Raw genomic sequence first — 13,477 nt, forward strand, 5'->3', positions numbered from 1 at the left:
GGCGGCAGAGTCCGGCGAGCAGCGGACACCGGCGCACGCTCGCGTCGTGCGCGACATCATCTTCTCCGAGCCTCCCGGATTCCGGCCGCTCACCCTCGACCTGCACCTGCCGGAGGCGGAACGCCCACCCGTCATCGTGTTCGTGCATGGCGGCGGGTGGTTCCGGGGGAGTCGCCGCGTGTTCTGCCCGGGGCGCGCCGAGGCGGAGACGTTCGGGCGTCTGACCCGTGCGGGGTGGGCCGTCGCGTCGGTCGACTACCGGCTGAGCGGCGAGGCGAGGTTCCCGGCGCAGCTCGCCGATGTCGAAGCAGCGATCGGCTGGGTGCTCGACGAGGGCGCCGCGACGTTCGGCCTGGATGCCACGCGCGTCGCGCTCTGGGGCGAATCCGCTGGCGGGCACCTCGCAGCGCTCGCGGCCGCTGTGCCCGGCACGCCCGTGCGGGCGGTTGTCGACTGGTACGGACCGAGCGAGCTCGCGGCGATCCCGAAGCCCATCGGTGCGCCCGGTGCGCCAGTCCAGCCGAGCCGCGAGGAGCTGCTCATCGGCGGACCCCTCGCGGAGCACGGCGAGCTCACTGAAGCGGCGAGCCCGGTGCGCGCCGTGCACGCCGGGGTGCCGCCCTTCCTCCTGGCGCACGGAACCGACGACAGCATGGTGCCGAGCGAGCAGAGCCAGCTGCTGCGGGATGCACTCCACTCGGTGGGCGCGCACGTCGAACTGCAGCTCGTGGCAGGGGCCGACCACATGTGGCGTGGACTCGACGACCTCGAGACCGTCGTGGCTCCGGCCTTGCGGTTCCTTGCACTGCACGCGGGGCCGCCGGAGAGCGCGGGCTGACAGGGCCTCCCAGGGGGCCCGCCGCCGCCGCCGTATCCGGCGACGCGCGCCCGTCTAGTCTCTGAACATGGACATCCCGATCCACGCCGTGCAGTACTTCTGCGTGCTCGCCGAGGAGCTGCATTTCGGTCGAGCCGCCGAGCGGATCCGCATCGCCACCCCCTCCCTGAGCCAGCAGATCGGCCGCCTCGAGCGGCAGCTGGGGGTCAAGCTGTTCGACCGCGAATCGCGCCCGCTGACGCTCACCTCCTTCGGCGTCGAGTTTCTGCCGCTCGCGAGGCGGCTCCGCGACGACCACCGGGAGATCCTCGAGTGGGCCCAGCGCCTCGCGAGCGAGCAGGCGGTGCCGCAGCTTCGGCTTGGCGTCGTGGCCTCCGCCACGGGCTCCCTCGCGGCGTCGGCGATCGCCTCGATGCTGCAGCGGGTTCCGGATGCGCGGCTCGAGATGCGCCGCACCGGCTTCTTCGAGGTCGTCGACGACCTCGTCAGCGACCGGGTCGACGTCGTGCTGGCACCGTCGCCCGTCAGTGCGTCCGACGAGGTCACCTGTGAGCCCCTCTGGTCGGAGGGGCGCATGCTCGTGGTTCCGGCGGGGCACCGTCTGGCGGCCCGCTCGTCGGTCTCGATCCTGGAGACGAACGACGAGGTGTTCGTCGCGGCCTCCGCCGGACCGCAGGAGATCCTCGACTGGTGGGTGGTGACCCCGCGGGCCGACGGGACGAGGATCGTGCCGGGCGCATCCGCCGACAGCATGGAGGGCCTGCTCGAGCTCGTCGCCGCGGGGGCTGGCGTGAATATCGCCGGGAGCTCCGCCGCCCACCACTACCAGCGCGACGACGTCGTGTTCGTGCCGATCGACGACATCGAGCCCGTCACCGTGATGATGTGCACGCTGCGCTCGAGCGACAACCCGCTCGTGCCCGTGTTTCGCGAGCTCATGCGAGGCCAGCTCTCGAACTGACCCGGCCCGGGCAAGCCGCGCGACGCCGACCCTACTCGTCGGCCGTCTCCTGCTTGCCGCGCATCACGAGCAGCGGGTCCGGCTTCGTGACCACGTCGTGGTCCTTGCCCTCGTAGTCGAACTGGCCGAGCCAGAATCGCATCGCGTTCAGGCGCGCCCGCTTCTTGTCGTTGGAGCGGATGATCGTCCACGGCGCGTGCTTCTTGTCGGTGAGGCGGAACGTCTCCTCCTTCGCCGCCGTGTAGTCCTCCCAGCGGTCGAGCGAGGCGAGGTCCATGGGGGAGAGCTTCCACCGCCGCACGGGGTCGAGCTGGCGGATGGCGAAGCGCGTGCGCTGCTCGGTGCGCGACACCGAGAACCAGAACTTCGTCACGTGGATGCCGGAGTCGACGAGCATCTTCTCGAACGCCGGCGCCTGCTGCATGAACTGCGTGTGCTCGTCATCGCTGCAGAACCCCATGACCCGTTCCACACCGGAGCGGTTGTACCAGGAGCGGTCGAACATCACGAGCTCGCCGTCGGTGGGGAGGTGCTGGATGTAGCGCTGGAAGAACCACTGCCCGCGCTCGCGGTCGCTGGGCTTCGCAAGGGCGACGACGCGCGCCTTGCGCGGGTTGAGGTGCTCCGTGAAGCGCTTGATGGTGCCGCCCTTGCCGGCCGCGTCGCGCCCCTCGAAGAGGATCACGGCGCGCTTGTCGTTGTCCTCCATCCAGTACTGGCACTTCAGCAGCTCCACCTGGAGGCGGTACTTCTCGCTCTCGTACTCGTCGCGGCTGAGGCGCTCCTCGTAGGGGTACCCCTCCTGCCACGTGTAGACGGGGTTGCCCTGCGGGTCGATCAGGTCGGGGTCGTTGGTGTGGCCGTCGCGCACCGAGTAGCCGAGCGAGCGCAGGTGCTCGATGTACTCGCGCAGGTCCTGGGGTTGGTCGATAGCCATGCGTTCCTCCGGGGTCAGGTGCGGCGCGTCCGCCGGCGTGCAGGGGAGCGGATGCGGCGCCATGATGCGCCGCCAATGCGAACGGCATGTGTACGGGCCTGCTGGCGGGAGTCCGCGGTCGACCTCCGGGCGCTGGCCGCTTGAGAATTCCCCGGGTGATCCATTTCGAGAACCGGGGAATCGTGGTTCTGAATATCGGATCGGCGGCTTCGGAGACATTTCCGTCGACGGCCGGAATCAAACTGGTCCAACGCGGATGCGAGCAAGCTCAATCAGATGAAAATGCCCGATCAAGTCGTTCTTTGACGCGTGGCTCGCGTCGCGGCGGGGGTGCCTTGTTCAGTTGCGCGCCCAGCGGGGCTTCCTATGATCCTGCTCGCGTCGACCGCTTCACTTCCTGCCGAGACGAGTTCAAACAATTTCGTGACGAATCACGGACCTGATGCGTCATACCCATACAGCCAGGCCGATGCACCAGCACCGGCCAGAGAAAACAAGGAGAACCCCATGTCGAACACCACCCCCGCCACCGGAACCCCGGCCACCAGCCGCAAGGACCTCCAGTCCGCACAGGTCGACGGACACGGCAAGACCACGATCGATGACGGCGTCGTCGCGAAGGTCGCCGGCATCGCCGCCCGTGAAGCACACGGCGTCTACGACCTCGGCGGTGGCGCGGCCCGCGCACTCGGCGCCATCCGCAACGCCCTGAACGCCACCGACCAGGGCCAGGGCATCAGCGTCGAGGTCGGCGAGAAGCAGGTCGCCGTCGACGTGACCATCGTCGCCGAGTACCCCGTCGCGCTGCAGGACGTCGCCGACGGTGTGCGCGCCGACGTGATCCGCGCCGTCGAGACGATTGTCGGCCTCGAGGTCACCGAGGTCAACGTGACCGTCAACGACGTCCACCTCCCCTCCGACGACAAGAACGAGGAGAAGGATGAGAAGGAAGAGGCGCGAGTCCAGTGAGCACCGCATCCCTCACCCGAACCGGTATCCTCATCGGCGCAGTCCTCGCGCTCACCTGGATCATCCTCGGCTTCTGGGCGTTCTTCTTCGTCGTCATCGCGATGCTGATCGGCGGACTGATCGGTCGGATCCTCGACGGCAAGCTCAACGCCAGTGCACTTGTCGACGTCCTTCGCGGACGGAACACGTCCTCATGAGCATCGCCGCGACGGCTCCGGGCGGCGCGGCGCAGCGAGGCACGACACGGCTCACCGCGAAGGCGCTGAACAGGCTCGTGTCAGCTGTCGCCGGTGACGCGCTCGGGGTCGACGCTGGCAGCGTCAGCGTCGACCTCGACGACCACAACGGCAAGCTCGCACTGCGACTCAGCACCCCCATCCGCGTGCCCTCGCTGGGTCGCATCCGCGAACAGCCGTGCTCCATCTCCCGCAGCGGCGGCCCGCTCCTCGAGCGAGTCGAGACGGCGAAGACCACCATCCGTGACCGCGTGCAGAGCCTCAGCGGTTCGAGCATCAGCGCGGTCACCATCCGCCTGACCGGACTCGAGATCAAACCAGAGGAGCGAGTCAGATGAGCAGCCACACGTCGCTCTACTCCCGCGTCACTCGACGCGAGACGCATTCGCCTCGGTCGGCGCTCGCGATCGTCCTGGCCGTGCTGCTGATCATCGTGGCGGCCTGGGTCGGCACGGAGATCGTCCTGGCGCTCCTGGCGCTCCCCGCGCTGCTCGTCGCGCCGGTCGACATGTTCACGTCGACCCTCAGCGTCCTCGAGCAGCCCGCCCAGTACGTCGGCCCCGCCGGCGTCGTCGTGGCCATCATCGGGCTGATCCTGCTCATCGCAGGCCTCGCCCCCGGTCGCCGTTCCCGCCACGTCCTGCGCTCGTCGCGGACCGCGACCGTCGCGGACAACGCGGTGATCGCCTCGGCGCTCGCCCGGCACGCGGCCCTCGCCGGCAGCGTCAGCCCGGACAACGTCACCGTCTCGGTCTCGCACCGTCGCGCCGACGTCCACCTCGTGCCCGCCTCCGGGGTGCCGGTCGACGCCGCCTCCATCGAAGCGGCCGTCACCCGGCAGCTCGAGCAGTACGAGCTCACCCCACGCGTCACCGCCAAGGTCCGCGTCGCAGAGAACGGGAAGGTCGGCGCATGAACAGCACGAACCGAGGCCTGAACCGCCTCCTCATCGTCGCCACAGGTCTGCTCCTGCTCACCGTCGGAGCAGCTGCGGCACTCGGCGCCTGGCTGCCCGGGGCGAAGGACACCTGGACCCCCATCTCCGAGACCGTGAACACGCAGGTCGGGAGCTGGCTCCAGCAGACGCCCTTCCCCGGCACGGACTTCAGCTGGCTGATGATCGCCGTCGTCGCCGTCCTCGTGGTGGGCATCATCCTGCTCCTCGCCTTCGCCCTCCGACAGGGGCAGGGTCGGACAGGAACCCTCATCCACGACCGCAGCTCCGACACGGGACGCACCATCGTCGACGTGTCCGTCGCACGCGACGCCCTCGCTGACGCACTCGGCGAACGTGACGAGTTCCTCTCGACCAGCGTCTCCGCGTACGACGTGAAACGCACCCCAACACTCAAGGTCTCGGCGACCTGCCGACGTGGTGTCTCGCCCAGGGACGCGACGGCGATCGTCGAGCAGAACCTCGAGGCGCTCGACGCGCTCCTCGGCCAGAAGGTGCCGGTCCTGCTGCAGCTCAGCGGCGGATTCCGCGCCAAGGTGCAGCAGTCGACGCGCCTCCAGTAGACGCCGCGGCCCGCACGGCACGGCCCGAAGCCCCCACACCCGCCCAAGGAACAGAACCGCGGCTCCCCCAGAGCCGCACAACGAGAAAGGAACTGCCATGAGCGCAGGAGACAAGATCAAGAACGCAGCAGAAGAGTTCGGCGGCAAGGCCAAGGAAGCCCTCGGCAAGGCCACCGATAACGACAAGCTCGTCGCAGAGGGCCAGGCCGACCAGGCCAAGGCCAACGTGAAGCAGGCGGGCGAAGACGTCAAGGACGCCTTCAAGAAGTAGAGCTCACCAGCGCGAGAAGCGGCAGCCGTCCCTTCGGGGCGGCTGCCGCTTCTCGCTTCCGCGGCTGCAGACGACGGTCACGGGCTCGGGAGTGGAGCCGCAGGCGAGTCCCCAGGGCGGTGGAAGTTCATGGCTCGCCGTCGTCATGCCCCGGCGTCTCGGGTCGATCGGTAAAGTCGCGTCTTCGACGTTGGTTCCGCGACAGGAGAAGCGTGCCCAAACTCATCGGCTACGCCCGAGTCTCGACCCGACAACAGGGCGCCGACCGGCAGGAGGCGGACCTTCGAGCTGCCGGCGTCCGAACGGACGACCTCTACGTCGACCGTGCAGAGGCCACCGCTCGCGACACCTCCTCGGCCCTCGACGCCGCCCTGCGCGCGCTGAGCGGCGGAGACACCTTGGTCGTGCCGACGCTCGACCGGCTCGGGCGGTCCACCGGTGACCTGCTGCGGCTGGCTGCCGAGCTGCGCGCGGAGGGCGTCTCGCTGCGGGTGCTCGACCTCGACGGGGCAGAGGTGGACACGTCGACGCCCACGGGGTCGATGATGTTCACGGTCATGGCGGGGCTCGAGCGGATGGAGTCGGAGCTCACGCGTGAGCGAGTCCTGGACTCGGTCAGCCGGCGACGAGCGTCCCGAGTCGACGACGGCGGCAGCTCCCGGAAGCGCACCGACGGCCCCGCCCAGGCAGGCGGACAAGAACTGCCGGAGGTCGCGGGCGGAACGCACCCGCCTGCCCTGCACGGCCTCACCGTCCCGATCAAGCGACTCTGACCCAACGTCGCCGTGCCATCGAGCAGGGCGACGTCGCAGCGATGGGGCTGGGACCGCGGTCGCGATGCCGATGAGCGACCACCGCGTCGCGTCGACAGGGTGGGTAGTCTGCGTGGATGATCGGCTTCATCGTCGCCTTCGCCTGACGGTCCTGCGACCCGCCCCTCGCAGTTCCCAGCACCGACCCGGGTGGGTTTCAGCGCGCCTTCTTCCGCGTGCTTCCCTGACGCAGGCCGCTTCGCTCATCTCTGGGGATGAGTGCTGAGCGAGATCTCATCGGAGTCTCCGTTGTCCCCTGAACGACCCTCATACGCTTCCGTGCTGCGAACGCCGCACCTCACACGCTCCTTCCTCGCCAGCATCATCGGCCGCCTCTCGCTGGCAACCTCCGGGCTCGCGCTGATCCTCCTCCTGGAACAGTCGACGGGCTCGTTCGCGGTGGCCGGCATCGCAACCGCGACGCTCGGCGTCGCCAACGTCGTCGCGACACCATGGCGCGCGCGACTCATCGATCGACACGGACAGCGTCTCGTGGTGACGTCCCTCGGGCTCGTCCACGCCGCGTCCCTGCTCGCCGTCGGGCTGTCGTCGAGCGCAGGCCTGCCGACACTCCTGCTCCTCAGCGCGCTCGCCGGGGTGAGCGCCCCGCCATTCGGCGCGGTCATGCGCGTGCTCTGGGCCGCAGCGCTCCCGGCTGGCCCCCAGCGCACTCGCGGATTCAGTCTCGACGCCGTCGCAGAGGAGGCGACGTTCGCCGTCGGCCCCTTGGCGGCTGCCGTCCTCGCCGTCGTCGCAGATCCGCTCTCGTCGCTGGTCGTCTCGGCAGGCTGCGTCGCCCTCGGGACGGCACTCTTAGTGACGAGCCCACGGTCACGAGCGCAGCGCGGATCACGTCAGGTGGAGGTCCCCGGCGCCCGGCCGGCGCTGCGTCCGATGCGCTCCAAGGGCTTCCTGCCCATCGTGCTGGCGATGACGGCCCCGGGAGTGATGCTCGGCTGCGTCGAAGTCGCAGCCCCCGCAGTGGCCGCCGCCGCATCCAGCACGGTACTGGCAGGTGCGCTGCTCGCGGTGTTCGCGGGCACCAGCGCGATCGGCGGCTTGCTCTACGGCCGATGGGACCTCCGCGCGAAGCCGGAGCGTCAGCTGCTCGCGCTCACCCTGGCCCTTCTTGCGATCATCACTGCGACCGGGCTCCTCGGGGGCGTCGGCGTCGCGATCGTCGGCTTCGCCCTCAGCGGCCTCTTCCTGGCGCCGACCCTCATCGTCGGCTACCTCGCCGCGGACGCTCGCACCGACCCGCGAGCGCGAACCGAGGCGAGCAGCTGGATCAACACCGCCGTCAACCTCGGCGCAGCGCTCGGCGCAGCAGCATTCGGGGCGCTCACCGACCGCGTCGGCCCGGGCCCCGCCCTCGCGATCTCCGCAATCTGCACGCTCATCCTCATCTGCGCACCGCTGGCCCTGCACGACCGCAGATCTCGGCGACGGGCTGACGGATGACGGCGGCCCCATCGGAACGGCCGGACGCCACCCCGGTGCGTAACCGAGGGCATCCCGAATGGAAAAGTGGGGCCGCGGGGCCTACGGTCGGAGGCATGCCTGACGTCCTCTCCGATGAGCGCCCACTCCGTATCGCGTTTGTCGTGCTCCACACCTCCCCGCTCGACGAGCCGGGCACCAAGGATGCAGGTGGCATGAACGTCGTCGTGCTCGCCCAGGCCGAGGCGCTCGCCGCCCGCGGCCACCAGGTCGAGCTCATCACGCGACGCAGCGACCCAGACTCCGCACCCACCGTGCAGCTCGGCGAGAACCTGCGCCTCCACAACCTCGACGCCGGGCCGGCCCGCCTCATCGCGAAGGGGGAGCACGAGCACGTCATCCGCGAATTCCAGGATGCGCTCGCCACGCTCCTCGGAGAACTGCCCGTCGATGTGCTGCACGCCCAGCACTGGTTCTCGGGCGTCGCCGCCCTGCCCGTCGCCCGCGAGCTCGGGATCCCGATCGCGCAGAGCTTCCACTCCATCGCCGCGGACAGCTCCACGCCGCTCGCCGACGGGGAACGCGCCGAATCGCCTGGACGGCTCGCCGGCGAGGCGATGCTCGCGAAGTCCGTCGACGCGATCGTCGTCGTCAGCAGGGCCGAACGCGACACCGTCCTCTCGAGGCTCGGCGGCGACCCCGCGATCACGCACATCGTGCCGCCTGGCGTCGACGCCGACCTCTTCTTCCCCGCCTGGGATGCGCGGGCCGAGCTGGCTGCGCACGAGCAGCGACCCAGGCGTGCCCTGTCTGCCGGGCGCCTGCATCCGCTCAAGGGCTTCGACCTGGCCCTCGACGCGATCGCCGAGGTCGACGCCGACGTCCGCCCCGACTACGTGCTCGTGGGCGCCGCACCGCCGGATGCCGACGGCCGCGAATACGAGGCTCGCCTGCACGACACCGTCGAGCAGCACGGGCTCGCCGACCATGTGCAGTACATCGGCTCGCTCAGCCGGCACGCGCTCGCAGCCCAGCTGCGCCTCGTGGACCTCGTGCTGATCCCCTCCCACTCCGAGACGTACGGTCTCGTCGCGCTCGAGGCCGCGGCATCCGGCGTGCCCGTCGTCGCCTCCGCAGCCGGCGGACTCCGCGAGGCTGTCGTCGACGGCGTCACCGGCATCCTGCTCGAGACGCGCGACCCCGCCGACTGGGCGGCCGCCATCGCGGGCATCCTCCGACAGTCCGAGGTCGCCGAGCGCATGAGCCGCGCCGCACGCGAGCACGCGCTCACCCACTCGTGGGACCTCAGCGCGGAAGGCCTCTTCTCGGTGTTCCGCGACCTCGTCGCACAGGCCCGGCCGGGTTCCGCGCGTGCCTGAGGCCGGCCACAGCCTGCTCGACTCTGTGCGCCACGCGCTGGTCGTGCACGCGCATCCCGACGACGAGGTGCTTGCCGGCGGCGCCCTGCTCCGCGAGCTCCACGAACGCGGCGCACGAGTCACGCTCGTGACGTGCACGCGCGGCGAGCTCGGCGAGATCGTCGACGGCGCGCTGCCAGATGCCACCTCCGTCGGGGAGCTCGCGGCCGTGCGGGAGCGGGAGCTGCGCGGCTCGCTCGACGCCCTCGGCATCGACGAGCACCGCTGGCTCGGCACCGCCCCCGCACGCGCCGAGGGCCTCGCACCCCGCGACTACCGTGATTCGGGGATGCGCTGGCTGCGGCCGGGCCTCGCGGGCCCCGCCGACGAGACTGACCTGCGGTCGCTGAGCGTCGCCCCGCTCGAGGAGGTCACCGCTGATCTCGCCGCCGCGATCGCCCATGACGGGCCGGACCTCGTCATCAGCTACGACGCGACCGGCGGGTACGGGCACCCCGACCATGTTCGGGCGCGGGAAGCGAGCCTCGCCGCATCGCGGGCAGCCGGTGTGCGATTCGCGGAGCTCGTCGAGCAGAGCGAGCGTGCCCTCGCGGCCGAGATCGGCGACCTCGAGTGGTTCGACCTCGAGCAGCACCGGGCCGCGGTCCTCGCCGCCCTCCGCAGCCACCGCACCCAGCTCACGGTCGACGACGAGGGCGCGTCGCTCGTGCACTCGGGCGGGCAGCGGCAGGACGTGCACCTCGCGATCGGTCTGCGCGAAGTGGTGGCGTAGCGAGGCCGTCCGCGCGGGCACCCACCCGGGCATGAGCTGTCCCACGACGTCACACACCAAGCTTGCGGGCTTATGCTCGCCGTGCAACATGCTCCGGGGTCGGTGAAAGTCCGAACCGGCGGTGAGAGTCCGCGACCCGCTCGTCCGCGAGCGGTTGACCTGGTGGAATTCCGGGACCGACGGTTAAAGTCCGGATGGTAGGTGCATGGGAGGCGCTCGTTTCGGCGAGGGCCTCCGAGGCGTCGGCTGCCGGACTCTCCGGCTGCGCCGGCACCGGGACATGGCCCCGTGGTACGCGAAACGCGGAGGTCCGGCCATGCCGATCCAAGAACCCACACGCGTCGACACTGTCGACGCCGCCATGCAATTGGCGCTCTCCCTGGCGGCCCGAGGGCCAGCCCGAGATCCGAACCCACAGGTCGGGTGCGTCTTGCTCGCGCCGCCCTCCGGCGCGGGCGGCCCGCGCCGCATCCTGGGAAGCGGCCACCACCGCGGAGCGGGCACGCCGCACGCGGAGGCCGCCGCGCTCGACGCCGCGCGCGCAGCCGGGGCGGATGTGCGGGGTGCGACCGCCGTCGTGACCCTCGAGCCCTGCGCCCACAGCGGCAGGACGCCGTCGTGCGCCGACGCCCTCCTGCACGCAGATGTCGCGGAGGTCGTCTACGCGGTCGCGGACCCGAACCCGATCGCATCCGGGGGAGCGGCGCGCCTTCGCGCGCACGGGGTGAGCGTGTCGATGGGCACCCGGCAGGTCGAGGCCGAGTCGCTCCTGCGGGTCTGGCTCGTCAATGTCACCGAGCGGCGGCCGTTCGTGACGCTCAAGCTCGCATCCACGCTCGACGGGAGGGTCGCCGCCGCCGACGGGTCGAGCCAGTGGATCACCTCCGAGGCCGCCAGGGCGCACGCGCACGGTCGGCGGGCCGAGGCCTGCGCGATCCTCGTCGGCACCGGAACGCAGCGCGCCGACGACCCATCGCTGTCGGTGCGGGGAATCGCCGCGACTGACGCGTCTCAGCCCCTGCGCGTCGTGATGGGGCTGCGCGAGGTCGAGGAGGGCGCCGCCGTGCGCGCGGAGCCGGAGCTGTTCGTGCACCTCCGCACGCACGACCCGGTCGACGCCCTCGAGGCCCTGCACGCGAGGGGCGTCCGCCACGTCATCGTCGAAGGCGGCCCGACCATCGCGGCGGCCTTCCTGCGCGCCGGACTCGTCGACGAGATCGACGCCTACGTCGCGCCCATCCTGCTGGGCGACGGGGCGAGCTCCGTCGCGTCGCTCGACATCGGGAGCCTCCGGGACGCGAACAGGTGGACCACCGACTCCGTGCATCCGCTGGGCGTCGACACGCTCATCCGGCTCGTCCGGGGCCCCGAATCACCCGCCGTTCACGTCCCCGGCGCTGCACCCGTGGGAGTCGCAGCATGAACGCTGAACTGCTCCGGGCACTCGAGGCGCTGCGGGCGGGACGCCCCGTGCTCGTCGCCGACGCCTCCTCACGCGAGAACGAGGTCGACGCGATCCTCGCGGCGAACACCGCCACCCCCGAGTGGATGGGCTGGATCATCCGCCATTCCTCCGGGCTCCTCTGCGCGCCCCTCCCGGCGGCGCTCGCCGACCGGCTCAGCCTGCCCATCATGGTGGAGCGCAGCGAGGACGCGCGCGGCACCGCCTACACGGTCACGGTCGACGCGGCCGAGGGGGTGACGACGGGCATCTCGGCAACCGACCGGGCAACGACCGTCCGCGCCCTCGCCGCAGCGGATGCGCGCGCGAGCGATCTCATCCGGCCGGGCCACGTGCTGCCCCTGCGCGCCGTGGATGGCGGCGTGCTCGAGCGCCCGGGGCACACCGAGGCGGCCGTCGACCTGGTGCGCCTCGCTGGCACCGGCGAGGTGGGCGTCATCGCCGAGCTCGTGCGGGACGACGGCGAGATGCTGTCGTTCGGCGAGGCGCTCGAGCTCGCGGCAGCCACCGACCTGGTGCTGCTGCACGTCGATGACCTCGTGCGCCACCGCAGGGAGCATCCGGGCTTCCCCGCAATGCCCACGCAGGAAGAACCTCAGGACCACAGCCAGCAGCGCGCCGCCCAGGCGCACGGAAGAGGAGAACGACGATGAGCGGACACGGAGCACCGACAGTGCAGGCAGACGGGCGCGGCATGCGAGTCGTCGTCGTCGCGGCCGAGTGGCACGAGACGGCGATGGACGCGCTGCTCGACGGCGCCCAGCGCGCACTCGCCGATGCCGGCGTCACCGACATCCAGGTCGTGCGGGTTCCCGGCTCGTTCGAGCTGCCCGTCGCGGCGAGCCGCATCGCCATGAGCAGGCCGGACGCGATCGTCGCGCTCGGCGTGGTCATCCGTGGCGGCACCCCGCACTTCGACTACGTGTGCACGGCCGCGACCAACGGCCTCACCGACGTGGCCGTGCGCACGGGCATCCCGGTCGGCTTCGGGGTGCTCACGTGCGACGACGAAGCCCAGGTGCAGGCCCGCATCGGCCTGCCGGGGAGCTTCGAGGACAAGGGGGCGGATGCGGCACTCGCCGCCATCGCCACCGCGAGCGCGCTCCGGGAATGGCCCGCGAGCCAGCCGGCAGGCCTGCCCACGAGCGGACGGGGCTGATCGTGTTCACGGGCATCATCGAAGAGCTCGGTCGGATCTCGAGCATCGAACGGCATGACACGGACGCGCGCCTCACGCTGCGCGCCCCTCTCAGCGTCAGCGACGCGAGGATCGGCGACTCCATCTCGGTCGACGGCGTCTGCCTCACCGTCGCCGAGCTGCTCCACGACGGCTTCACCGCGGACGTCATGGGGGAGACGCTGCGCGCCTCCGCGCTCGGCGACCGGGCCGAGGGCGATCCGGTGAACCTCGAACGCGCCATGCGCCTCGGGGATCGCCTCGGTGGCCACATCGTGCAGGGGCACATCGACACGACCAGCGAGGTGCTGGAGGTGGAGCGCTTCGACGCGTGGCGGCGCATCCGCTTCGCCATCGACCCAGCGCACGCGAGGCTGCTCGTCGACAAGGGATCGGTCGCCGTGTCGGGTGTCTCGCTGACGGTCAGCGCGGTCAGCGCGGTCAGTGCCGTCAACGGCGTCGGGCGAGCCGGCGCAGATGGCTCGCCCTGGTTCGAGGTGTCGCTCATCCCCGAGACGCTCGCCGCGACGACCCTCGGCGACCTTGGCGTCGGGGACCGGGTGAACGTCGAGACCGACATTCTCGCGCGCCACGTGGCGCGGCTCGCGAGTCACCAGGCGTGAGCGAGGGGCAGGCGGGGCGAGCTCTTCGCTCCGTCTGCCCGGCGGGAAACCGGCACCATGCAGCTCAGCGAATCTCAGCGGA

The 13,477-nt window shown here is 71.0% G+C and carries 17 protein-coding genes and 1 riboswitch; of the genes, 16 read left to right on the forward strand and 1 reads right to left on the reverse strand.

Going from position 1 to position 13,477, the window contains the following annotated elements; all coding sequences use genetic code 11:
• Positions 1-46: 46 nt before the first annotated feature.
• Together ITJ61_RS19295 and ITJ61_RS19300 are read left to right on the forward strand one after the other, a co-directional pair.
• Positions 47-838, forward strand: coding sequence for an alpha/beta hydrolase (locus ITJ61_RS19295; protein WP_323744413.1), 792 nt, complete (start codon positions 47-49; stop codon positions 836-838).
• Positions 839-905: 67 nt separating this feature from the next.
• On the forward strand, positions 906-1,799 hold the full coding sequence (locus ITJ61_RS19300) for a LysR family transcriptional regulator (RefSeq protein WP_194687168.1): 894 nt from the start codon (positions 906-908) through the stop codon (positions 1,797-1,799).
• A 31-nt stretch (positions 1,800-1,830) separates the two neighbouring features.
• Here the strand turns inward: ITJ61_RS19300 and ppk2 are convergent, their stop codons facing one another.
• On the reverse strand, positions 1,831-2,736 hold the full coding sequence (gene ppk2, locus ITJ61_RS19305; RefSeq protein WP_104243321.1) for a polyphosphate kinase 2: 906 nt from the start codon (positions 2,734-2,736) through the stop codon (positions 1,831-1,833).
• A 507-nt stretch (positions 2,737-3,243) separates the two neighbouring features.
• Here ppk2 and ITJ61_RS19310 point away from each other — a divergent pair.
• From ITJ61_RS19310 to ITJ61_RS19375, 14 genes are all read left to right on the forward strand, one after another.
• A complete protein-coding gene (locus tag ITJ61_RS19310) occupies positions 3,244-3,705 on the forward strand; it encodes an Asp23/Gls24 family envelope stress response protein (protein ID WP_104243319.1) in 462 nt (153 codons plus the stop codon).
• Entirely contained in the window at positions 3,702-3,902 is a 201-nt protein-coding gene (locus ITJ61_RS19315) for a DUF2273 domain-containing protein (RefSeq protein WP_181058039.1), read from the forward strand. Before ITJ61_RS19310 ends, ITJ61_RS19315 begins: the two co-directional genes overlap by 4 nt.
• Positions 3,899-4,279 carry a hypothetical protein gene (locus ITJ61_RS19320; protein WP_194687169.1) on the forward strand — a complete coding sequence of 127 codons (381 nt, stop codon included), beginning with the start codon at positions 3,899-3,901 and terminating at the stop codon, positions 4,277-4,279. The genes ITJ61_RS19315 and ITJ61_RS19320 overlap by 4 nt, the downstream gene beginning before the upstream one ends.
• On the forward strand, positions 4,276-4,857 hold the full coding sequence (locus ITJ61_RS19325) for a DUF6286 domain-containing protein (RefSeq protein ID WP_194687170.1): 582 nt from the start codon (positions 4,276-4,278) through the stop codon (positions 4,855-4,857). Before ITJ61_RS19320 ends, ITJ61_RS19325 begins: the two co-directional genes overlap by 4 nt.
• The gene (locus ITJ61_RS19330; RefSeq protein ID WP_194687171.1) at positions 4,854-5,459 is read left to right on the forward strand and encodes a hypothetical protein; all 606 of its coding nucleotides are present in this window, start codon (positions 4,854-4,856) and stop codon (positions 5,457-5,459) included. Before ITJ61_RS19325 ends, ITJ61_RS19330 begins: the two co-directional genes overlap by 4 nt.
• A 97-nt stretch (positions 5,460-5,556) precedes the next feature.
• Positions 5,557-5,730 (forward strand): CsbD family protein, encoded by a 174-nt coding sequence (locus tag ITJ61_RS19335; protein WP_104243312.1) that lies wholly within the window; start codon positions 5,557-5,559, stop codon positions 5,728-5,730.
• 212 nt (positions 5,731-5,942) lie between these two features.
• On the forward strand, positions 5,943-6,503 hold the full coding sequence (locus ITJ61_RS19340; RefSeq protein ID WP_104305941.1) for a recombinase family protein: 561 nt from the start codon (positions 5,943-5,945) through the stop codon (positions 6,501-6,503).
• Positions 6,504-6,821: 318 nt separating this feature from the next.
• Positions 6,822-8,003 carry an MFS transporter gene (locus tag ITJ61_RS19345; RefSeq protein ID WP_323744414.1) on the forward strand — a complete coding sequence of 394 codons (1,182 nt, stop codon included), beginning with the start codon at positions 6,822-6,824 and terminating at the stop codon, positions 8,001-8,003.
• A gap of 95 nt (positions 8,004-8,098) precedes the next feature.
• A complete protein-coding gene (locus ITJ61_RS19350) occupies positions 8,099-9,361 on the forward strand; it encodes a glycosyltransferase (RefSeq protein ID WP_194687173.1) in 1,263 nt (420 codons plus the stop codon).
• Positions 9,354-10,133, forward strand: coding sequence for a PIG-L deacetylase family protein (locus tag ITJ61_RS19355; protein WP_104243303.1), 780 nt, complete (start codon positions 9,354-9,356; stop codon positions 10,131-10,133). The genes ITJ61_RS19350 and ITJ61_RS19355 overlap by 8 nt, the downstream gene beginning before the upstream one ends.
• 85 nt (positions 10,134-10,218) lie before the next feature.
• Positions 10,219-10,343: riboswitch (FMN riboswitch) on the forward strand.
• Between the two features lie 106 nt (positions 10,344-10,449).
• Positions 10,450-11,556, forward strand: a complete 1,107-nt coding sequence (gene ribD, locus ITJ61_RS19360; RefSeq protein ID WP_194687174.1) for a bifunctional diaminohydroxyphosphoribosylaminopyrimidine deaminase/5-amino-6-(5-phosphoribosylamino)uracil reductase RibD — start codon at positions 10,450-10,452, stop codon at positions 11,554-11,556.
• Positions 11,553-12,248 (forward strand): 3,4-dihydroxy-2-butanone-4-phosphate synthase, encoded by a 696-nt coding sequence (ribB, locus tag ITJ61_RS19365; protein ID WP_194687175.1) that lies wholly within the window; start codon positions 11,553-11,555, stop codon positions 12,246-12,248. The genes ribD and ribB overlap by 4 nt, the downstream gene beginning before the upstream one ends.
• Positions 12,245-12,754, forward strand: coding sequence for a 6,7-dimethyl-8-ribityllumazine synthase (ribH, locus tag ITJ61_RS19370; RefSeq protein WP_194687176.1), 510 nt, complete (start codon positions 12,245-12,247; stop codon positions 12,752-12,754). Before ribB ends, ribH begins: the two co-directional genes overlap by 4 nt.
• A 2-nt stretch (positions 12,755-12,756) precedes the next feature.
• Positions 12,757-13,395, forward strand: a complete 639-nt coding sequence (locus tag ITJ61_RS19375; RefSeq protein ID WP_104243402.1) for a riboflavin synthase — start codon at positions 12,757-12,759, stop codon at positions 13,393-13,395.
• Positions 13,396-13,477 lie beyond the last annotated feature (82 nt).

Origin of the sequence: Pseudoclavibacter sp. VKM Ac-2888 (assembly GCF_015351285.1) — a bacterium.
Taxonomy (GTDB): domain Bacteria; phylum Actinomycetota; class Actinomycetes; order Actinomycetales; family Microbacteriaceae; genus Pseudoclavibacter.